The 22,361-nt window shown below is 51.0% G+C and carries 17 protein-coding genes; 11 read left to right on the top strand and 6 right to left on the bottom strand.

Going from position 1 to position 22,361, the window contains the following annotated elements; genetic code table 11:
* Positions 1–131 precede the first annotated feature (131 nt).
* Positions 132–1,904: a RagB/SusD family nutrient uptake outer membrane protein gene (locus AAHB90_RS12250; RefSeq protein WP_342085403.1), complete on the bottom strand. Its 1,773-nt coding sequence runs from the start codon at positions 1,902–1,904 to the stop codon at positions 132–134.
* A 4-nt stretch (positions 1,905–1,908) separates the two neighbouring features.
* A complete protein-coding gene (locus AAHB90_RS12245) occupies positions 1,909–5,223 on the bottom strand; it encodes a SusC/RagA family TonB-linked outer membrane protein (RefSeq protein WP_342085402.1) in 3,315 nt (1,104 codons plus the stop codon).
* Positions 5,224–5,578: 355 nt separating this feature from the next.
* Between AAHB90_RS12245 and AAHB90_RS12240 the strand changes: the two genes are divergently transcribed.
* Positions 5,579–6,025, top strand: a complete 447-nt coding sequence (locus tag AAHB90_RS12240; RefSeq protein WP_342085401.1) for a VOC family protein — start codon at positions 5,579–5,581, stop codon at positions 6,023–6,025.
* Positions 6,022–6,690, top strand: a complete 669-nt coding sequence (locus AAHB90_RS12235; RefSeq protein WP_342085399.1) for a DNA alkylation repair protein — start codon at positions 6,022–6,024, stop codon at positions 6,688–6,690. Before AAHB90_RS12240 ends, AAHB90_RS12235 begins: the two co-directional genes overlap by 4 nt.
* Before the next feature lie 8 nt (positions 6,691–6,698).
* On the opposite strand, the gene AAHB90_RS12230 is transcribed toward AAHB90_RS12235, so the two are convergent.
* On the bottom strand, positions 6,699–7,481 hold the full coding sequence (locus AAHB90_RS12230) for a methyltransferase, TIGR04325 family (protein ID WP_342085398.1): 783 nt from the start codon (positions 7,479–7,481) through the stop codon (positions 6,699–6,701).
* Between the two features lie 267 nt (positions 7,482–7,748).
* On the opposite strand from AAHB90_RS12230, the gene AAHB90_RS12225 reads away from it, so the two are divergent.
* Genes AAHB90_RS12225 through AAHB90_RS12215 form a run of 3 tightly spaced genes read left to right on the top strand, consistent with a single transcriptional unit; the run spans position 7,749 to position 10,020 of the window.
* Positions 7,749–8,738 carry a glycosyl transferase gene (locus AAHB90_RS12225; RefSeq protein WP_342085397.1) on the top strand — a complete coding sequence of 330 codons (990 nt, stop codon included), beginning with the start codon at positions 7,749–7,751 and terminating at the stop codon, positions 8,736–8,738.
* A 19-nt stretch (positions 8,739–8,757) separates the two neighbouring features.
* Positions 8,758–9,132 carry a sugar 3,4-ketoisomerase gene (locus AAHB90_RS12220; RefSeq protein ID WP_342085396.1) on the top strand — a complete coding sequence of 125 codons (375 nt, stop codon included), beginning with the start codon at positions 8,758–8,760 and terminating at the stop codon, positions 9,130–9,132.
* Between the two features lie 30 nt (positions 9,133–9,162).
* On the top strand, positions 9,163–10,020 hold the full coding sequence (locus AAHB90_RS12215) for a glycosyltransferase family 2 protein (RefSeq protein ID WP_342085395.1): 858 nt from the start codon (positions 9,163–9,165) through the stop codon (positions 10,018–10,020).
* Here AAHB90_RS12215 and AAHB90_RS12210 read toward each other — a convergent pair.
* Genes AAHB90_RS12210 through AAHB90_RS12200 form a run of 3 tightly spaced genes read right to left on the bottom strand, consistent with a single transcriptional unit; the run spans position 10,001 to position 12,356 of the window.
* Positions 10,001–10,723 carry a glycosyltransferase gene (locus AAHB90_RS12210; RefSeq protein WP_342085394.1) on the bottom strand — a complete coding sequence of 241 codons (723 nt, stop codon included), beginning with the start codon at positions 10,721–10,723 and terminating at the stop codon, positions 10,001–10,003. The genes AAHB90_RS12215 and AAHB90_RS12210 overlap by 20 nt on opposite strands.
* Before the next feature lie 3 nt (positions 10,724–10,726).
* Positions 10,727–11,575: a glycosyltransferase family 2 protein gene (locus AAHB90_RS12205; protein WP_342085393.1), complete on the bottom strand. Its 849-nt coding sequence runs from the start codon at positions 11,573–11,575 to the stop codon at positions 10,727–10,729.
* Positions 11,559–12,356 carry a glycosyltransferase family 2 protein gene (locus AAHB90_RS12200; RefSeq protein WP_342085392.1) on the bottom strand — a complete coding sequence of 266 codons (798 nt, stop codon included), beginning with the start codon at positions 12,354–12,356 and terminating at the stop codon, positions 11,559–11,561. The genes AAHB90_RS12205 and AAHB90_RS12200 overlap by 17 nt, the downstream gene beginning before the upstream one ends.
* A 1,019-nt stretch (positions 12,357–13,375) precedes the next feature.
* Between AAHB90_RS12200 and AAHB90_RS12195 the strand changes: the two genes are divergently transcribed.
* From AAHB90_RS12195 to AAHB90_RS12170, 6 genes are all read left to right on the top strand, one after another.
* Positions 13,376–14,233: an alpha/beta fold hydrolase gene (locus tag AAHB90_RS12195; protein ID WP_342085390.1), complete on the top strand. Its 858-nt coding sequence runs from the start codon at positions 13,376–13,378 to the stop codon at positions 14,231–14,233.
* A 396-nt stretch (positions 14,234–14,629) separates the two neighbouring features.
* Positions 14,630–17,044, top strand: coding sequence for an ABC transporter permease (locus tag AAHB90_RS12190; RefSeq protein WP_342085389.1), 2,415 nt, complete (start codon positions 14,630–14,632; stop codon positions 17,042–17,044).
* Positions 17,045–17,210: 166 nt separating this feature from the next.
* Positions 17,211–18,347, top strand: coding sequence for a cytochrome-c peroxidase (locus AAHB90_RS12185; protein WP_342085388.1), 1,137 nt, complete (start codon positions 17,211–17,213; stop codon positions 18,345–18,347).
* Between the two features lie 56 nt (positions 18,348–18,403).
* Positions 18,404–19,384, top strand: a complete 981-nt coding sequence (locus tag AAHB90_RS12180; protein WP_342085387.1) for a ThuA domain-containing protein — start codon at positions 18,404–18,406, stop codon at positions 19,382–19,384.
* Positions 19,385–19,708: 324 nt separating this feature from the next.
* Positions 19,709–20,857, top strand: a complete 1,149-nt coding sequence (locus AAHB90_RS12175) for a tail fiber domain-containing protein (RefSeq protein WP_342085386.1) — start codon at positions 19,709–19,711, stop codon at positions 20,855–20,857.
* A 37-nt stretch (positions 20,858–20,894) separates the two neighbouring features.
* Positions 20,895–22,331 (top strand): T9SS type A sorting domain-containing protein, encoded by a 1,437-nt coding sequence (locus tag AAHB90_RS12170; RefSeq protein ID WP_342085385.1) that lies wholly within the window; start codon positions 20,895–20,897, stop codon positions 22,329–22,331.
* Positions 22,332–22,361: the final 30 nt, after the last annotated feature.

The raw sequence follows: 22,361 nt of genomic DNA, 5'->3' as shown, positions 1-22,361 counted from the left end.
AATATTTTTTGAGGTATAAAAAAAGCGAGGCCGCCGGCATCGGCAACCTCGCTAACAGTTTTGCAGCCCGTCAGTGACCATACCTGACCACACCTGACTACATTCTGACTACATCCTGACTATTTCCAGCCTCACCACCCAGGATTCTGCCCCAGCGCCGGGTTTCTGATACGGTCCGGTTCCGGAATAGGCCAGAGGTACTTTTTATCCGCCCATTCGCGTGCTCCCGGGTTCCAGATCAGTTCGCCGGAAGTGCCTTTGGAAAGCTGGATACGTCCTACGGCAGTCGACGGGCTTACATCCACGAATGCAATGCCCGGCGTTGTCGACGTCGGTTTGGTTCCCTGATAGAAATACACGTCGTTCTTGCCGTCGCCGTTCAGGTCGTATTCGCCCAGTGCCGGTACGTACATTCCGTTCATGGGGGCGTCCTGAAACAGATTACCCAGTTTCCATCTTCTCAGATCGTCCGGACGAAGGCCTTCAAAAACCATTTCGGTGCCTCTTTCACGCAATACTTCGAGCAATACGGGATTGTTGAACTTCCCTCCGAAGAACGAGACCATATAAGGATCGGCCGTGGTAGGAACCGTGGTAAGGGTAGCGCCTGTAATACCTGCTCTCTTGCGCAGCGCGCCAATCGTGTTGGTCCATTCGGTGGCGTCCATTTTGTCGAGCTCGGCCAATGCTTCCGCTTTGTTCAGGAGGACTTCCGCCCAGCGCATGATGACGTGCGCATTGTCGTTGCGGCTTTCGTCGTCGAATGGGAAACGCTCGTCGTAGCACCATTTAATGGGCTGGTAACCGGTGTAGGTCTGGCTGAAATTCGGCGGGGCAACCACGGGTATGCCGTTTTCCGTGCGGGTATAGTCGCCCGTGCGGATGGTTTGTTTCAAGCGCAGGTCCCGGTTTTTCACTTCCTCTACAAATGGGGTGGTTTCGTAACCCTTCTTGCTGGTAAATGGTGTGCCGTCCAGGTTCAGGTAGGTATTTACAAAACGCCGTGTCAGGCTGGGACGGTTACCATAAGTAGGGCTGATAAACCGGCGGTTGGCCGAGCTGTACACCTGCAAGCTGGCGCTCAGTGCTACCGAAAGAATAGTTTCGTCGGCGAAGGCGCTTTTCGCGAGGAACAAATCGCGGTAAGCCTTGTCGGCGACGCCTGCGTGCAGCGTATAGCCGGTAATCGCATTGGCTTCCTTCACGACCTCTTCGTACCAGGTATTGGCAGTCGCCTGCTTGTTGTCTTCGGTATGGTATTTCCGCCACGAGGCCTCGAACAACGCAATACGCGTTTTGTATGCGCGGGCCACGTTTTTGGTGATACGTGTTACCGACGGGTCGGACGTCAATGTAATATTCTCAATCGCAAAGTTCAGGTCCGCGAGCACTTTGTCCATGACTTCGTAGCGGTTCATGCGCGGGCCGTACAGTGTAGCGTCGTCTTTCACGTCGATAGTCTTGTCGATCCACGGTACATCACCGAATCTTTTCACCTTTTCAAAATAAAAAAGGGCCCGGAAAAAGCGCGCTACACCCAGGTAATGATTCTTGGTTGGTACACTGCTTTTTTCTGTGTTTTCGATAAAGTAATTGATGTTACGAACGTCAGACCAGCTCCATCCGCCGCTGGTGATGGGGCTTAGGGCATTTACGGCCAGGTAGTTGTCCACGCCATTACGTGCGACGAGGTCGGAGTTGTCGTCGATCTGGAATACACCTACGTCCGGATCAGGAAGCAGGTTGTAGAAAGAGTTGGCATACAATTCAAGACCACTTTCCGATCCGAAAACGGCTGCGTTGGTAGCGGTATCCACCGGCACCTCATTAAGGTCGCAGGAGCTTGCCGTAGCGATCAGCATGACGGCCAGCGTATAGTTTAGTATTTTTTTAGTCTTCATCATTTCATTAAAAATTGAGTGACAAGCCAACAGAAACGGCTTTCAACATCGGGTAGTTATATCCGTCGCCGGCGCCTCCGTTGCCGAGGTCACGGTCGGATCCGTAAATACTGGTTACGTCGGTGTCGCGGGTCCATTTGTAAAGCGGCGACCAGGTCCAGAGGTTTTCACCGGACACGTATACTTGCAGCGAGCGGGCGTGGATTTTCGAGGTAATGCGCTCCGGAATGGTGTAACCTATTTGAAGGTTTCTCAGGCGGATATAACCTACATTCTGCATGTAGCGGTCGTTGGCTACCTGCAACGCGCGGCCGGAACCTTGCGCTACGTAACCCACAAGGCGCGGGAGGTAGGCGTCGAAGTTACCCAGTTCTTCGCGGTACATATTGTCCTGTTGCCAGCGGGGGTAGGAGTTGTAAGGACGGTTATATTGTCCCCAGAAACGGGCTTCCGACGATGGGTACCAGTTCTGCTTCAAGACACCCTGGAAGAACGCGCCCACGAAAAAGCCACCCCAGTCTCCCGACAGGTTGACGCCGTAGGTATAGCGAGGCTCCGAATTGCCGATAATGGTTTTGTCACCCGAATTGCCTACACGGTTCAAGCCCTGGTAAATTACATTGTCGCCATCCAGGTTCTGGAACTTGATATCACCCACGTAGTTTTTCCGGGTATTGGTATTCGGAATGTTGCTCTGCGAAGGAGATTCGGCGATTTCGGCATCCGACCTGAACAGACCGGCCACCTTGTAACCCCAGATCTCACCCACGCGCTGGCCTTCGTAATAGTCGGTCAGGTTTTTGTCGGGATTGTTGTATTTGGTAATGGTCGCTTTGGAGTCCGCCAGGGTGAAGCGCACATTATAGTGGAAAGGCTTCGATGCCATATTGAACTGGTCGTCCCAGTTGATGGTAAGCTCCCATCCGTTGGTTTTCAGGTCGGCGTAGTTTCCAAATGGAACGGATGTACCATAAATCGCAGGAACCGTAGGCCCCACGGTGAACATGTCCGTCGTTTTCCGCTGGTAAATGTCTCCCGAGAATTGCAGACGGCTGTTCAGGGCATAAAAGTCCAGACCAAGGTTGGCGGTGGTAGCAGTTTCCCAGGTCAGTCCGTTTGGTACGACTGCCGGCATGCTGGTGGCTGGCGGACGTATGCCATTGATCACGCGTCCTAACTGGGAAATGTTGAACTTCTCATTGAAGGTGTAAGGAGGAATGTTACCATTACCCAATGAACCGTAAGAAGCGCGGACTTTTACGTTCGAGAGTATTTTCGGGCTGACTTTCCAGAAGGGCTCTTCGGACACGCGCCATCCGGCTGATACCGACGGGAAGAATGCCCATTGCTGGTCGGTGGGGAATTTGGATGAACCGTCGTAGCGGCCGTTCACTTCGAGCAGATAGCGCTCGCGGAAATTGTAGTTCAACCTGAAGAAGCCACCAGCGATCGCCCATTTCTGGTATCCGCCTCTTGTGGTAATGCTTTGTCCCAATGCCAGGTTGATGTCGTCGGCGTCGCCGTACACGATACCGTTACGCGAGGCACTCAGGCCGGTGGTAAGCGATTTTTCGTAGTTGAAACCGCCCAGCAAAGTGAAGTTGTGGGCGTTGTTGAACGACTTTACGTAATCCGCGTAGAAGTTGGTAGCCAGGTAGTTGGTGGTACTTCTGCTCTCCGAGATATCGTTGGTGTTAGTACCCGTGTAACCAATTACCCCTTTGGTACGGCTGTACGGAACCTGAACGCGGTTCTGCTGAACGGCATTATCGGTGCTCTGGAAAGTCATATTGGCTTTGATCGTCAGCGCCTTGTCGAAGAACTGGGCTTTCAGTGCGGTCTGGTTTTTCAGGAAACGCCGGGTCTGATCACTGGCGTTTTTGCCGTAATAGTAATCGCCCACGGTATAAGCTGCTGAAAACGATAGCGTTCCGTCGGGGTTGGTCAATGGGGCCAGTGGGTGGCCTTCGTCGGCGATGTTTCGGTAAATACCACTTCCTTCGCCCACGTTTAGCGGCTGGTGGTATTTCATCGACGAGAACTCGGTATTGTTGTCGACACGCAACCAAGGGGCCAGCTGAACACCGCCTTTACCGCGGAAGTTGTACATGCTGTACTTGTCCGGATTGTAGCGGAACAGGCCGTCCTGGTTATTGAACCGGCCGCTCAGCAGGTACGTGGCCTTGTCGGTACCACCTGCAATGGAAAGTGCGTGATCCTGGGCGCTGAGCCGTTTTTTATACAATTCCTTGTACCAATCGGTGCTGTAATAGTACTGATATTCACCGGTCGTAGGGTTCACTTCCACGCGTGGCAGCGATGGGTCTTCGTATCTTCTCTTGATTTCCGCCAGGTAGGTGGGGGAGAATGCGATGGTTTTGTTGATCGCCGTCGGCGTGCTGCCGTTGTCGTTCCAGCGCGACCAGGCATCGCTGAAACCTTGCGCCCACGGGTATGAATCGGTGATATTGTCGGGCACCTCGGTCGGCGATTTGATCGAGTAGTTGGCGGAGTAGGAAACCCTGATCCTGCCTTCCGGAGCCGGTTTTGTTGTGATCAATACCACGCCAAACACTGCACGGGCGCCGTAAATGGAGGCCGAAGCGGCATCTTTTAGCACGGAAATGCTTTCGATGTCCTGTGGATTGAGCATGCGCGGGTCGCCTTCAACACCGTCAATGAGTACGAGAGCGCTTCCGTTCTGACCGATCGACGTAGTACCGCGGACGTTGAATGCGGGCGATTGCGTAGGCTTGCCGTCGAACATCCGGATGTTCAGGTTGGGTACCGCCCCTACAAGGCCTTGTGCAAGGTTAGGGAGCGGACGGTTTTGCAACACTTCCTGTCCCACCTGGTCGACGGCGCCGGTCAGGTTTACTTTCTTTTGAGTACCGTACCCGACAACGACCACCTCATTAAGCGACTTGCTGTCGGCCTTCAATGCGATGTCGATTGTGGAGCGTGTACCCGTTTCCACTTCCTGGCTCACATAACCTACGTAGGAAAATACGAGAATGGCGCCGCCTTCCGGAATTTCCAGGGAATAGTTGCCACTGGCATCGGTAACGCTACCGGTTTGGGAGCCTTTAATAACTACGTTCACGCCCGGAATACCATCGGGGGTATCGCCGTCGGTTACACGGCCTTTGATCTGACGGTCTGCCTTGATGAAATTCCGGTGCACATTCCCGGTTTTGACTCCGGTTTCAAGGGTCGGGGATGCCCAGCTCGCGCCGCCGATCAGGGCGATCAGCGCGGCCTGGGCAATCGATTTGTGTAAGGTGCCTGCGCGCAGCGGCCGCCTTTCTTTACATCGATACATATGGGTGTAGATTTTGGGTATGGTGAATAGATTAAGTTAGTTCCGGTTTTGAGGCGACAAAATTGGGCAATCGTTTGTATTTACGCTTTTAGGAAAAAGCGATTTAACAATATCATAATCCGGCGGAACAGCCGGCGAGGCAGCAAGTGTAGAGGAGGAGTAACTTGGGCTAATAAGTCAAGCGGGGTTAAACAAATACTGTTATTTTTAATTATTTGTTGAATAAATATTAAAAAACACTGTCGGGGTAATGACTGGACGAAGCACCGGTGCACGATGAGCCAATTGGAATTTCAGGAGGTTTTCTATTGGAAAAACCTTATAATTGGAGGTATTAATCCAAACAACCACCACAATGGCTACCGTAAATATTTACCTCACTTTTGATGGCAACTGCGAAGAAGCCTTCGGTTTTTACAAGTCCGTCTTTGGCGGAGATTTTCCCTATGTAGGCCGTTTCGGGGAGATGCCCCAGGAAGATGGCAAAAGTATGAGCGGGGACGACGCGAACAGGATCATGCACATCAGCTTGCCGATCAGCAAGGAAACGATGCTGATGGGAAGCGATACGGGCGGTGAATGGGCTTCCGGTTACCAGCCTGGAAACAACTTTTCGATTTCGGTCAGTGCGGAAAACCGCGGGGAAGCCGATCGGCTTTTTGCCGGACTTTCGGCAGGCGGCCGGGTGACAATGCCGCTGGCCGATATGTTCTGGGGTGCGTATTTTGGAATGCTGACCGATCAATTTGGTATCAACTGGATGGTCAACTACGATGATCCGGAAAAAATGCAGGGAAAATGACCGTAGAACAAGCATTAACACAACTTGGATCGCTCGGACATGAAAAAGTGCGCGCCATGAACACTAAAAATGGCGCACACGAAAATCAGTTCGGAGTGAAAATGGGCGACATCCGGGCCATCGCGAATAAAATCAAGGTCGACCACGAGCTGGGCCTTGCATTGTGGGATACCGGCAACATCGAGGCGCAGCTCCTGGCTGTGCTGATCATGAAGCCTAAATTATTATCCGTCGGCGAACTCGACCGGCTGGTGCATGGCGTCAACTATTTCTGGGTTGCCGACTGGCTTTCTTCCTACATTATCAAGGAGCATCCTCAAAAGGAGGAACTTCGCGAAGTCTGGATGAACTCGGATTACCCGTGGGCCGCCCGCGCAGGTTGGAGCCTCACGGCCGGGCGCGTGACGCGCAGTCCCGAGGGGATCGACATAGCAGGTTTGCTCGACCGGATCGAATCCGAAATGCCGACAGCTCCTTCCGAGGCACAATGGACCATGAACACGACCCTGGCGCAGATAGGGATCAATTTCCCGGAACACCGCGCACGTGCATTGGCGATTGGTGAGAAGCTGGGCATTTACCGCGATTATCCTGTTTCCAAGGGCTGTACATCACCTTTCGCGCCGATCTGGATCAATGAAATGGTGAGCAGGCAAAGCAAGTAATGCGCTGTTCAGCTTTTGATGAGGAAGAAGCCTTTGTCGTAGCCCGCTTTCACATGGTCGATCTCCATTTCCTGTTCACCGGCGACGAATGATTCGAATTCCATTTTGATGTCGTATCCTTCAAAATGCTCCAAAAACCGTTTCTCGTTGAAAAACCAGGCGGGATAATGTGCCTCGTAAATATCCGGCGGAACTACTTGCAGCGTCAACCGGTCGGGGCGGTCGGCTTTGATAAATGCCGTGCGGTCGATGAGGATGTATTTGAAATGGTACTGCCTGATCTCTTCCAGGAAATCGTGCGGCTTTTCCAGGTATTGCACCACGCTCGACAGCAGCAGGACGTCGGCCTTCCTGGCGGCCAAACTTTCTTCGATCGTGAAATGGAATTTCAGGATATTATCTTCAAAAAACTGTTGGCCGCAACGGACATAATTCTCCTGCTCGACTACGCTCCAATGCAACTGCACCGCGGGCGGGACGATATCCTTTACCTGATAATAAGTACTGCCTAACGACCCGCCGAAATCAAGGACATTCAGTTTGTTGCCGCATTCGATAGCGGCATATAGAAGCGCCGAGATGACGGAATAGGGATAAATTTTTTTGTCAAACAATACCGAATCACGCTCGTATACTGCCTGGCCATTCTTTACTTTCAGGAGTGCATTCTTTGTTTTATCCAAAATCGCTTCCGCTTCGTAGCCGCCGGAAAGCGCCGTCAGTGATTCCCACTTTTTATAGTCACCAAACCAGCCGTACGGATTTTTTTTCTTGGGTTTAAAGAAGGCCATATTCGTCTTTTAGTATCCGCGCAATTTAGGATTTTATTTAGTAACTGCATTATAATACGATCTTGGCATCGCCAACTTCGTGATAATGAGAGGGATTGTGTATTATATAACTGATAGTCAATTAATTCTGTACAGATTTTACAACCTTGTCTGCGGGAAAATAGTCTGCGATATATTATTTTAACAACCACGAAGAGGCTTGCATTCGCAATTTATCATGGATATTTGTGGCAGAAGATCGCCCTCTTCGACCCCTAACATACTTTAATGCAGAATTTTTGTACCCTTTTCAATTCATGCTACCTCTCGCGGGGATTGGCGATGTACAATTCGCTGGTCCGGCAAGGGGCTGATTTTCATTTGTATATTTTTGCGTTCAACGATGCTTGCGACGCGCTGCTCCGGCGCATGAACCTCTTGAATGCGACCGTCATTTCCCTGCATGAATTTGAAACGCCGGAGCTGCTCGCCGTAAAAGACAGCCGGACACCCGGAGAATACTGTTGGACCTGCACGTCCTTCACGATCTGGCATTGTATCCATACATATTCACTCGATCATTGTACATACCTCGATGCCGACCTGCTGTTTTTCGCGGACCCGAAGGTACTGACGGATGAAATCGGCGAAAAATCGGTGCTGATCACGGCGCACCGGTACAGCCCGCAGTACGACCAGTCGGAAAACAGCGGCATCTATTGTGTTCAGTTTGTTACTTTCAAAAACACCGGCGACGGGCTGAGGGTACTGGCGTGGTGGATGAATGCTTGCCTGGAATGGTGTTACGCCCGTTTCGAAGACGGTAAATTCGGCGACCAGAAATACCTCGACGACTGGACGGAACGATTCACGGGCGTACATGTGCTCGAACACCCGGGTGGCGGCATAGCGCCCTGGAATGCAGTGGATTACGTCTGCGAAAGTCAGAATGGGCAGGTGTTTTTGCAAAATCCCCGTACCGGGAAAGTACCGCTTGTCTTTTACCACTTCCACGATTTCCGGTACTGCACCGACGGAAGTTTTCGCCTCACCGCCGAACAATATTACCTCCCGGATGATATGATCCGGCTCGTGTACAGTACTTATATCAAAGCGCTTGCCTCTGCGGAATCCCAGATCCTGCTGGTTGATCCAACGGCCGTTTTTCATGAAGACCCGATGGTCTTGAGATGGATAAAGGTTAGTTTGTCGCGACGTATACAGTTCGGGTTGCGGGGGCGCTATAAGAATTATACCAAAAAGAATGCATTAACCTAACTTAAATCGTAAACACTCCTTGGCTCGTTTAATTAATCTGAAAACCTTTACGGACACACGCGGAAGCCTGACTGTGATCGAGCGCGTCATCCCGTTTGAAATCAAGCGTATCTTTTACGTCAATGACCCCGATCAATTCAAAAATGGCCGCAAACGCATGAAGCAGGCGGTCATTTGTCTGAAAGGGAGTTGCCTTATTGTCAATCATGCCGGAGCGGAACCCCAGCATTTTGTTCTGAATACGGCAGACCAATGTCTTCTGCTGGCGCCGGAAGACCGGTACGAACTGCTTGAAATCACCCATGACGCCATTCTGATGGTGCTGGCCTCCGAACTGTTTGAGCTTGAAGAGCGGGTGCACGAACCTTATCAATACGAATTATCGCTTTCGTAACAGGGTACCTACCAGTTTTATACATTTAATATGTCCCTGCCGAAAATCACCATTGTGACCCCCTCGTTTAATCAGGGGAAATACCTGGAAGATACCATTTTATCGGTGCTGGGGCAGGGGTATCCTAATCTGGAATATATCATTATCGACGGTGGAAGCACCGACGGATCTTTGGACATTATCCGGAAATACGAGTGGCAGCTTGCGTGGTGGGTCAGCGAGCGCGATAATGGTCTCTATCACGCCTTGCAGAAAGGCTTCGAACGGTCTTCGGGCGAGATTATGGCCTGGCTCAATGCCGACGATATGTACCATCCGAAGTCGCTCTTTACCGTCGCGGACATATTCGGGCGGTTTGGACAAGTGAAATGGATTATGGGTGCCAACACTTTCTTCGACGAAGGCGGGCGGGCTTTTCTGTATGACGACCTTCCTTACGGGCAGCGCTGGTCGCGGCGGCGGCTTGAATTGTTTGATGGCAGGTTTATACAGCAGGAATCGGTTTTCTGGCGGCGGGAGCTGTGGGACCGGGCGGGCGGCGTGATCGATCAAAACCACCCCCTGGCTGCGGATTTTGAACTTTGGCTTCGGTTTTCCAGACACGAGCGGTTGTATTCGACCTCGTTCATGCTGGGAGGCTTTCGTTTCCGGACGGAAAATCAAAAGAGCTATAACCAGCGCGACCAGTATTTGAAGGAGGTAAAACAGCTGCTCACGAAGGAAAAAAGTAATGCATTGCAGCTAACGCTTTGTCGTTTGACGATGCTTTTAATCAGCATTATCCCGAAAAGAAAATGGCGGGAGCGCCTGCTTGGGAAACTGCTCGGCCTGCCGCCCAAGATCGTATTCGACAGACATAAAGGGATGGTTATGCAGGAAGGTTTTTAGTGGTTGAAATCCGTTCTTTCAACCTTTTAAATAAAAACCTCAGATAAATGACCGTTCCGAAATGCTTCCAGATCAGTCCGGCCTTTTCTTTTTCAAACACAGGGTCCTTTTGAATGGATGATATGCCCGTATCATTGAAAACTGCAATGTCAAAATCCCTGAAAGCGAAGTGGTAACGCTTGTCACTATGGGATTGCATGTTGAACACGTGATCTGCGGAAATGCGGTAGCGTGTGTTGAAATTGCGCCCTGCGAAAATTCCAGCTGGGTAAATGATTGCCTGGTGATTGATCCCCGTCTTGGCTTGTTGGTAGGGCGCCATTTTTCCCAGGTACTTTTTGCCGGCTTTTAGTACGCTGCCGTAGTAAATAGCGTGCGGGTCTTCCAGCGCTTCGGCCATTTGCGAGAATGCCGGGGTAAGTACATCGTCGGCACCGAGGAAGTAAACCCATTGCCCACGGACATGGTCCAGCGCTTTGTTCATCGCTTCATAAATGCCGCCGTCTTTTTCGCTTTTCCAGAAAGCTAGCTTTTCGCTATTGTCGCTAAGGATAGCGGCTGTTCCGTCGGTGCTGCCACCATCCATGACGATGATTTCGATGTGGGGATAATGCTGGCTGTAAATGCTGTCGAGGCATCGCTGCAAAAAACCTTCTGCATTATACGTGACCAGGATGACGGAGATTAATTGGCTGTTACCCATTCATTAAAGCGCAAATTCCCTCTCGGCCAGCTGAACCGGTTCAATATTTTCAAGATATTGATGAATGCCCTGACTGCAGTACACGGTTTTGTTCAGTAACGCATCGGTGAGATAAGTTTCGTTTTGAGGACAGCCGCGCCTGTCAACCTCCGGATGGTAAATGTGAAAAACAACCCCGGCGAACTTGGCGGCCCGTTTTTTCAGGCCCAAGTTGAGCAGCCTCACGGCAATTTCATTGTCCTCGCGCCCCCAGGCATGAAACACTTCGTTATAGCCATTTACGCGGAGCAGGTCTTCCCGCCAAAAGGCCATATTGCAACCGCGTAATGCAAATATATCGCGCGTTTTGTAGCGATCGGCCATATATCTGCTCAGCCAGGTGATGCTGAACCGATTAGTGAAATTTCCCAGGCCGGGCTGGAAAGGCGCGATCCTTGCCTCTTGCCGGCCCAGCATGCTTTCGGATAACTCCTTGTTCATCAGGACCCTGCTCCCCGCTACGAACGTGCCGCGCTTGCTCAGTGCGAGGTGGTCTTTGATAAAATGCCTGTGCAGGATAAGATCGCCGTCGACCTGGATAATATAGTCGGACGAACTGCTTGCAATGGCTTTGTTACGGATTTTCGAAAGCTGGAAACCTTCATCTTCCTGCCATATATGGATGAGTTTAACCGGGAACGATGGCCGCATGGCTTCGATCACCTCCGCTGTCTGGCAGGTAGACCCGTCGTCGGCGATAATCACTTCGTCGGGCAAAACCGACTGCTCCCGAACGCTGAGCAGGCAAAGCCGTAATGCTTCCGGCCAGTTGTAGGTTGAAATAATCAGCGCGCTCTTAGAGAAGGTTTTCATATCCATTAAGGCATCTTTTGACTTTTGTTAGCAGGGTATGTTGAATGACCTGGCGATGAGCCGGTTCGTTCGCCCGGGGCAGTTCTTCATGATGCAGATGGTACTGTACGGCACCCAGCTTCACAATCTTTTTGACGATGTTGTTATTGATGAAGCGGGCTGCCAGTTCCTCGTCCTCGTGGCCCCACCCGCTGAGTTCGTTATTGTAGCCATTCACGCGCACGAAATCCTCTTTCCAATAGGCGAGGTTACTGCCACGGACGCTCCGGCTTTTCATTTCCTTGCGTTGCCCGAGCGATTGCAATACGGGCAGCCGCAACGCATTGAGCCTGTTATAAACTCCTTTTGAAAAAAAACTGACGTCCGTGCCTGCAGTGCGGAGTAATTCATCGGTTTTGGCCGGTGTAAGCCGTGCGCGCGTCCCGCGTATGAACGTCCCGCGTTCGGCTGCTGCGAGGTGGTCTTGTATAAAAGAGGTATGCAGAAGCACATCACCATCGACCTGGATCACGTAGGAGCCCGAACACCGCCCGATCGCTTTGTTGAGTATCTGGCTTTTACGAAATCCATTGTCTTCGTGCCATGCATGGATAATGGGCACGGGAAATGTTTCCTGCATTTCGCGGACCAGTTCCTGCGTCCGTTTGTCGGACCCGTCGTCGGCGATGACCACCTCCGTCGGTAGAATTTTCTGCTTTATAACACTCAAAAGGCTGCAATGCAGCGCTTCCACCCAGTTATAAGTTGCAATAATGAGCGATGTTGCCGGAGCGGAATCCATCAATAATCTGAGTTATTATTCCTGATACTCTTGGTGTCGGGTATTTCAAACATTCCTGAACCTGATTGCCGACTGCGCGTCCCTGTTTGGAGGGATATAGCAAACACGTGACACACACGGATAACCCATGGTTGTAACCGATTGGTGTTAATCGGTCAAAAAATAGTTGCTATTCCAAAAAAAGGAAAGGGCAGTCAGAGCCGGGAAATGAGATTATTTTGGAAACCGCCAGTTACTTGTATTCGTATACGTTTGCCCGCGGTTTGGCCGTGCGAGCGTTAACAGGCTAGGAAGTAAATTGTTGATAGGGGACATGCTTTACGTTTGTTAGGGATTGAGCGTCTTCTTCATTTGAGACGTCATAAAGATCAAAAAAATATAAGAATTACAGCAAAGCAGTTTCCTGTTTTTTCTAATTTATTTTTAATCTTTTGATCAGTAGTAAAATGAAGCGGGTTTGGAAAGTGGCACAAAAGAGCTCTGTGAAGGAAGCCTTATTTCAAAGCGTTCCGCGTGCGCTTGTTGGAGCTGTAAGTCTGGTGGTTTTTTCGGTCCTAATCGACTACCAGGTATTGCCGGGGCCTCTTTCGCGGTGAATCACATTCAGGAGGCACCCTCCCGATCTTGCATGTTCGGAGGTCCTTCCCGACCATTCCCGCCACCTTCGGCCGGACCGTAGCAGGATCGCATGGCCCTTCAAATGACGGATCCCGATAACTACTTAAATCGGTTCGCTGAACTGTAAATGGAGTCGCTTTGCGCCTGCATAGTTGGCAAATATCGTATAATAGTGAATGGCCACTGAGGATCGATTATCTTCCTGTCATTCAGATCGACTTTTTCCAGACGATCCTAGCTGGTGCCCTGAAATAGCCCCTCATTCGTATCGGTACAGGTTGGTGTGGCGACTGTGTTTACAGCAGCGGGAGTTTTGGCTGCTGTGCTAATATTCTTCAAATGGTTACGTGCCGCAGATACAAGCCGGTTGGCGTATTACTCATATAAAAACCCGGTTTGATATGAAACAAATTTTCTGCTACCTGTTTATCGGCATTACACTCATATGCTGCCAAAAACGCAAAGACAAGGAAGTTCCGGTTAAATACGGTTCAAATAATGGTAAATATCTGACCATTAAAGGCACCAAGATCTATTATGAAGAATATGGGACTGGTGCGCCTCTGTTGCTTTTGCATCAGGGTTTAGGATCAATTGAAAACCTGGGCGATATTATACCGCAGTTATCAAAACATTTCCGAATCATAGCGCCCGATGCACCCGGCCACGGTCGTTCGGAGCAAGCCGATAGTTTGAGTGGCGCGTTACTGGCCGATTATGGCTCTGCCCTGATCGACCGATTGAAACTGGATAGTGTTTATGTGTTGGGATGGAGTATGGGAGGCAACACCGCGCTCCTGCTTGCCGCAAACAGGCCTGATAAGGTAAAGAAGGTAATAAGTGGAGCTTCCAATACGAAATCGAGCGGGCTGACGCAGGAAGGGAGTAATTTATTGAAAGAATATACGGTCGAAGCGGTAGAAGAGGATAAAGATTGGCTTGCGAATTATCAGAAAATGAATCCTCAACCCGATAAATGGATCAAGTTTTGGGAGGATAACCAAAAAATGTGGTCGAGGGAACTTAAAGTCCCCGATGAAAAGCTTGCAAGTATTATTATTCCGGTGCTGGTAATCCGGGGAGACCGGGACATGATCCGGTTGGAACACAGCATCGAAATGTACCGGTCGCTTAAAAGAGGCCAGTTGTGTGTTTATCCCGATGTGGGACACGCAATGCCAGAGGCGAAAAGCGAAATGCTTTGCCGAATTGCAATTGACTTTTTTAATGAAAATGCGGGCAAAGAAGCAAATAACTGACGACGGTTTGGGATTGCCGATTCCCTGCTTCCTTGTTCGGTCTACTCCACAATTAAAGCAACATCCTGCTCCTTTACTTGCTTTTTGCCGCGCGCCCCAGCCATTTGGTGCGAATGACGAGCGTTAGTACGGCGAAAATAAGTACCGTATAGCCGAATATAAAACCGGATGCCGAGTGGAGTAAAATCACTTAGAGCGTCAGCGTGTAGAGGTTGTGATACTGTAATGTCAGCAGAATTAGGCCGCCCGTGCCGGTCACATCTGTACGATAACGGACATTAGGATTCAATGGATTTTATTTTAAGTTATTGAAAATGAATAACTTGATTTTCTGGCACTTGTTTTTAGCCTCTTCGACGCAGGACATTATTCTTTCTGTTAAAACATCCGCCCGATATGTTCAGAAACTACCTCAAAATTGCCTGGCGCAATCTCTGGAAAAGCAAGACTTTTTCGCTTGTCAATATTACAGGCCTCGCCGTCGGTATCGCCGGCGTGCTGCTCATTACGTTTCACATCCGTCATGAACTGAGTTACGAGGAAGGTTTTGAAAAGGCCGACCGCATTTACCGGGTAACCTACGAGAGTACCGGAGAGGATAGCCGGCATTGGGCGGCCACGCCGCCGCCACTGGTCCCCGCGTTGCAACAGGCCTTCACGCAGATAGAGGCGGGCGTGAGGATGCACCGGTTATTCCCATACCAGCTTTTCAGCTACACAAGCCCGGCAGGCGAGGTGAAGCGGTTTGAAGAGAAAGGCGGCTTTTTTGCTAATGAGGAAGTGATCGGGACGTTCGATCTGCCATTTGTGGCGGGGGATCCCAAGTCGGCGCTCAAAGGCGCCAATAGCATTGTACTGAGCGAGGCAATGGCAAAGAAGTATTTCGGAAATGCTGATCCGATGGGCAAAACGATCCTCGACGACCGGGCCAGGCTGCCCCTCCTTGTTACGGGCGTTGTGAAGTCATTCGGATTTCCCAGCCATTTTCAATTCGATTACCTGGTTTCAATGCCGACGATCGAGCGGTATCTGGACAAACAATCGCTGGATAACACGGGATGGTCTGGATTTTACAACTACGTATTGCTGCGTAAAGACGCCTCGGCCGCACAGGTAGAGGCTGGGTTACCTGCATTTGCAGTCAAATTTTACGGGCCGTCCGGCGATTCTAAGGAAAAGATACTCGCAACACGCCACTTGCATTTGCAGCCGATCCGCGACATTCACCTGCATTCGAAGCTGGAAAAAGAAATGTATCCTAACAGCGACATTACTTATATCTACATTTTTGCCGTTGCGGCCATCTTCATATTGCTCGTAGCGACTGTCAATTTTGTGAACATCTCTACTGCGCTGGCATTCAACCGTATGAAAGAGATTGGTCTGCGCAAAGTCGTGGGGGGCACCCGCAGCCAGTTGTTACGTCAGTTCCTGGGCGAATCGCTGCTCGTTACCTTGCTGTCGACCGCAGTGGCGGTGCTGCTGTTCAAGCTCATTATTCCCTATTATACCAATGTGGCTTCGGGTGGTTTTGTGTTCGACAGCATGCTTACTATCCCGAATATGGCCATTGTCGCATTGCTCGTTGCCGGTATTGCATTGCTTGCCGGCCTGTACCCGGCCTGGTTTGTGGCGCGTTTCAATCCGGTGGTATCACTGAAAGGCAAGCGGCTTTCCGGGACGGGGGTAAATGTTGTCAGGAAAGGATTAATCGTATTCCAGTTTACAGTTTCGGTATTCATGATATTCGGTACGATGATCGTCTACCGGCAAATGCAGCTATTCCATCATCAGGATCTGGGTTTCGACAAAGACCAGGTGGTGGCGGTAACCATGTACGACCAGATGCGTGAAAAATACAGCGTATTGATGGACGAAATGTCCAAAAACAGCAACATCGCCAGCTTTTCGATCACTTCCACGCTGCCGGGCGAACGTTTCGGAAACTATACCGCTTCGCCGCTACACCGGCCGGAGCAGGACCCGCTGCCTGAAAACTCGAGAATGCTCTGGTCGGACGACAAGCTGCTAACCACGCTGGGTATTCAACTCAAAGAGGGAAGGGCTTTCCGCAGCCAGTTTCCTGAAATCAAAAACTATGAATTTATATTGAATGAGGCCGCTGTAAAGGCATACCGGCTCCAAAATCCCGTCGGCGAGGCATTCGTAGCCGAAGGTGATACGGGAATAGTGGTAGGGGTGGTCAGAGACTTCAATTTTGCCTCCCTTCATGCGGGCGTGGAGCCGTTGGTGATCCAGTACAACCCTTATCGCACCAACTATCTGCTGGTGAAAGTGAAAGGCGGCTCGCTGCCTGCCACCATCGGATTCCTCGAAAGCCGTATACATACGCTCGCGCCGGCCAGCAAGTTTACCTACGCCTTTCTGGACGAAAACCTGGATAAACTTTATGTTACCGAGAACCGCATGAGCAAGGTTTTCAACGGTTTCGCGGCACTTTCTATTTTTATTTCCTGCCTCGGCCTTTTCGGTTTATCGGCATATTCGGCAAAGCTGCGCGTGAAAGAAGTGGGCGTACGCAAGGTACTTGGGGCATCGGTAACGAGTGTGGCATTCCTGCTCTCGCGTGACTTCCTGTTGCTCGTTCTCATAGCCATAGCAGTATCCCTGCCGTTGGCCTGGTGGGCGATGGAGCGTTGGTTGGGGGCATTTGCCTATCGCATTTCTATTGGCTGGGAAGTACCGGCAATGGCGGCGCTTGCCGCTTTGCTGCTGGCTGTTGTCACCATTAGCTTTCAGGCCATCAAAACGGCGCTGCTGAATCCGGTGAAGAATCTTCGGGCAGATTAGTACGCGGGTATGACCTTCGTCATGGTTATTCATATCGGACCAATGGTAAATTTCGGACCCTGCTTGCCTTATATAAGGGAGTTCGAGTTCGAATATGGAGATTGGAATGACAGGAATATCGATTGAAGTATTAAGGAACTGTATTTTGAGCCTGTGTGGCGCCACTATGCTTTTTTCATGTGGCAGGGAGCGTAATGCAGCCTTGGAAAAGGAAGCAGAGCGCGTGGAAACGATCGCGGACCTTGGCGCATTACCGCGGACGCCCACTGATCCCGCCGATAACCCTTCGACGCCCGAAAAAGTAGCATTGGGCAGGTTGCTGTTCTTTGATCCGGTACTTTCGGGGAACAAGGATGTGGCATGCGCTACCTGCCATCAGCCCGAATTCAACTATGCGGAATTTCTCGAAACATCCATCGGTGTAAACGGCGTCGGGCGGGGACAAAACCGCCGTTTCGTGGATCCCAATGATATTCCTTTTGTAAAGAGAAATTCTCAGAGTGTACTGAATACTGCCTTTAATGGGCTTAGAAATAATGAGGAGTACGACCCGGCATCAGCCCCGATGTTCTGGGATAATCGGGCCAAAGGATTGGAACAGCAGGCTTTGGAACCCATCAAAACTTTGGAAGAAATGCGGGGAAATGGCTATCACGAAAATGGTATCCTCGACGAAATAGTAACAAGGTTATCACAGATACCCGAGTACCGCAGGCTGTTTTCCGTGGCGTTTCCCAAAGAGCAATCGCCTGTCAGCCGGATCAATCTGGCCCGCTCCCTCGCAGCGTACGAACGCACGCTGGTGGCCACCAACACGCGTTTCGACCAGTACATGCGCGGCGACAGTAATGCATTATCGACTGGCGAAAAAGAAGGAATGAATGCATTTCTGGCCACCGGTTGTGCCAAATGCCACTCAGGTCCGATGTTCTCCGATTTTAAATTACATACGCTGGGCGTGCCCGATACCGATAATAGAAAGGAGAGCGATTCGGGCGCCGGTAAAAAGTATGCATTCAGGACACCTTCGCTTCGGAACCTGCGGTTTACCGGTCCCTACATGCATAGTGGCAAATTTGTTACCCTCGACCAGGTGCTGATGTTCTATGAAGATATCGCAGGGGGCAAAGTGTTGAATCCCCATGTTAAAGAAGGGCAGGTTGACCCGCTAGCGACGCATATGGACGTTAATTTCAAAGACATTTCCCGGATCGTCGAGTTTTTAAACACGCTCAACGACGATTCGTTTGATAAATCGGTCCCCGAAAGTGTTCCCAGCGGGCTGCCGGTAATGGGTAAATAGCGACCTTTGGATACTCTTGATTGGGAACGCACATTTTCTCCATAACCTGTCGATTTATGACATTGAACAACAAAATCCTGATTTTCCTGCTCGCATTGCTTGGAGCGGGCGCAGTTTCCAGTTCATCTTTTGCGCAGAAGTCGCCGGTGAAAGTCCTCATCGTCGATGGTCAGAACAACCACGAGCAGTGGCCGAAGATCACAGCCATGATGAAATATTATCTGGAAGACACGAAAAAATTCACAGTCGATATTCAGCGAACGCGGTACACCTGGCAGGGCGACAAGCTTGTGCAGGAATATCCGGTGAAGAACGGCCCGGAAACACAGGCGTTGAAGCAGCCTAAAATGGACTCGGCTTTTCATCCCAAATTTTCAAATTACGATGTAGTGATCTGTAATTTCGGCTGGAATGCGGCGCCGTGGTCGGCTGATACTCAAAAGGATTTTGAAAAATTCATGAAGAACGGGGGTGGGCTTGTGGTTATTCACGCGGCCAACAACTCCTTTCCGCAGTGGCCGGCCTATAATCAGATGATCGGCCTGGGCGGCTGGGGTGACCGGACGGAAAAGGATGGTCCCTACGTATATTTCGATCAGAACGGCAAAGAGGTACGCGATACGCAACCGGGCAAAGCAGGTTCTCACGGTGCGCAAATGGAATTTAAAATCACCGTTCGCGAACCGAACCATCCCATTACGAAAGGCATGCCGGCCAACTGGCTGCACAGCCGCGACGAACTCTACGACCGCCTCCGTGGGCCCGCAGAAAACATGCAGATCCTGGCCACAGCGTTTTCTCCCAAAACAAATAACGGTACCGACCGCAACGAACCCATGCTAATCGCGCTTCGTTACGGCAAAGGCCGCATTTTTCACATGGCATTAGGTCACGCCGATTACTCGGTGGAATGCGTAGGCTTCATTACCTGTCTGCAACGCGGGAGTCAGTGGGCAGCAACGGGTAAAGTGGACATTCCCATTCCATCCGATTTCCCGACCGAGACGGAAACCAGGCAGCGCAAGTTCGTGCAGTGAGGTGAGAGCGTTGCGAATGCCCAGGCGTCGAAAAACGGAGTTTCGCGACACCTGGGCATTAAAAATTATTAAACGGTTATGAAATGATCATATAGCCGTGTTGTTGCCGCTAAATCAACAAGTTACGTTTCTCTTCGACGACCAGTTCATCCCTTGTACGCGTGCTTTGGAAGCGATCTTCACTGGTTGATAAGTTTTTCTACGAAGGGTATTTTCGTGACGTAAAAGTATTTCACATTCATAGTTGTATTTTTGGAATTAGTTGTACTTTTTACAACTATACCTAATCCTACTTCAGTTATGAATGCAAATTTTACTTCAATTTTGTCTGAAAGAAAATCGCCGAATTTATCCCTGGGGCGACCTGTGTTACATGCTTTGATCTGCTCCTTGCTAGTGCCCGTCGGCGCATACGCGCAACGGACCGATACGCTGGTGGCAGCGCGGGACGTCGATCAGAGCACACGAATGGTTGTTTTCAGAAACGGAGCCTTCATGTTAGGAGGCCAGTACACCGGAACCAGTACCGGAGCACCTGCCGTAGGCGCTGGTACACGCCTCGTATGGCATCCCGAGAAAGGGGCATTCCGCGCCGGGACCGTGTCGGGAAACCAATGGGACGACGTCCTTATAGGAGACAACTCCGTGGCAATGGGCGATGGGGCGCGGGCAACTGCCTATGCTGCGACCGCTTTTGGTCTGAGGACGGGTGCAGCGCAACAATCGTCATTTGCGGTGGGTGAAGATAGCTATGCCAGCGGAGCTGCCTCTGTGGCCATGGGGTATCACGCACATACGAATGCCCGGCAGGGGAGTTTTGTGTTCTCCGACAGATCTTCGGTCGATACGATACGCGCAGGGGTAAACCACTCGGCCAACTGGCGCGTCAGCGGCGGGTTCCGGATATTTACTTCGTCCAACCTCAGTACCGGCCTTACAATTCAGAGTGGTGCCTCAGTAAGTAACTGGGGACAATCCAATGCTGTCATTTCTACGTCTACGGGCGCTTACCTGTCGACCAGCGGTGTCTGGACGAACGTGTCCGATGTGAACAAAAAACATCGGTTTGAAAAGGTCTCGTATGAGGAGGTACTGCAAAAACTCCGAAACTTGCCGGTAACCCGATGGAGTTATAAGACCGACTCGGAAAATACCACACATTTGGGGCCGACAGCGCAGGACTTTCATGCCGCGTTCGGATTGGGCAACGATAACCGCACAATAGGAACAGTCGACGCCGACGGCGTGGCATTGGCGGGTATCAAAGCATTGGAAGAGCGTACTCGTAACCTTGCGGCAGAATTAGAAAGCCTGAAAGCGGACAATGCGGCGCTTCGCCAGCAGATGAAGGACAACAATAGCGGCAATTCCTGGATGGGTTTTGCGGGTCTGGGGTTACTTGCCCTCGCCGTGGCGGGCGTGTTGGTAATAGCTAGGCGGCGTATAGTCCCTGGCGGAGGCCGTTTACTTTGAGCCCCGTATATTTTGTCCTCTTTTACTAATCAATAATATGAAAACTATATATTTTCTGGCGGTCCTTGCCGGACTCGGCGGGAATGCCGCTGCGCAGGGCTTGTCCAGTGCCGGCGGCGCGGTTATCGTCAAAGGCGGCATTTTGCAGGTGAAAGGTGATCTGCAACTGGACGGAGGATCTTTTACAAATAATGGCAACCTTTTTGTTTCGGGGAACCTCGTCAATAACCAGGCGATGGCAGAGACGGATACCGGAGCGTTGACATTAGACGGCGTCGTGCCGCAGACGGTGAGCGGCACCCAGACTTTTTTCACCCGCTATCTGACGATCAATAATCCAGCGGGTATTGTTTTAGACAATAGCATCAGGGTTGGAGGAATGGTTACTTTCTCCAACGGAATCGTGGATGCGACCAACGATATTGCCGCGCTGGTGATCGGGGATACGGCATCCGTGGCGGGCGTATCCGATGCGAGGCATGTGAATGGCTATGTAGTCAAGACCGGGATGGGTAGTTTTGTATACCCGGTAGGTGACGGCATCAGGTACCAGCCCATTACAGTGGACCTGACCGACAACAGCGCCGGAATGAGCGTACGCTACTTCGCCGGAGATGCGGGTACCGGCACATTTGCCACGAGCGGCGCTTCTCCTATTGCGCTGGAAGCCTACAACAACGAAGAATACTGGGATCTTGCACCGAAAGGCACTGCTACCGGCAAGGTAATTATCACATACGATGATTATAAAAATCCATCCATCACGGTTTCCGAAAATCCGAATGTTTTCAGCATAGCCCATCTCACGGGAGGCAACTGGCTCAACGAGGGCCATAACGTGACGGGTACGCTGACGGCCGGTTCCGTGACCAGCGAGGTGATATCGGCATGGAGCCCATTCACACTTGGGGCTATTCCGGAAGCGGCACTGCCCGTAACCCTGATCAGTTTCAATGCAAGGGCTGTTGAAAACAATGCATTGATCGAATGGCAGACGACGAGCGAGGACAATGCCTCCCACTTCGAAATAGAGCGAAGCCTCGATGCGAGGGTCTTTCAAAAAATCGGGACCGTGGATGCCGCCGGTAACAGCAATGCGCTGCAGAAGTACAATTTCACAGACCGGGCTTTCGACAACCAGGGGCAGACGGTCTACTACCGTCTACGTTCCGTGGACCTGGACGGTACTTTCAGTCTGACCAGGGCTATTTCCCTACAACCACGTGGCGCTGGCCGCTTCGCAGGCGTATACCCGAACCCCGCCCGCAGGACAAGTACTGTGACCGTTTCATCCGGCATTCCGGCAGGCGAAGTGAGCTTGTGGGATATGCTTGGCCGGAAGATGCCTGTCCGTACTTCCTCACTGTCCGACGGCTCCGTACAGGTAAGCCTGGACGGCATTACTTCGGGCTTATATCTTCTTAAACTTACTACCAACCAGGGCGTTGTCAATCATAAACTGGTTGTTGAATAATTGTATTGTTCCTCAAAAATCCATCCATCC

Origin of the sequence: Dyadobacter sp. OTU695 (genome assembly GCF_038440355.1) — a bacterium.
In the GTDB taxonomy this organism is placed as follows: Bacteria; Bacteroidota; Bacteroidia; order Cytophagales; family Spirosomataceae; genus Dyadobacter.
The sequence above is the reverse complement of the archived record's forward strand: the minus strand, read 5'-3'. Positions and strand labels throughout refer to the sequence as shown.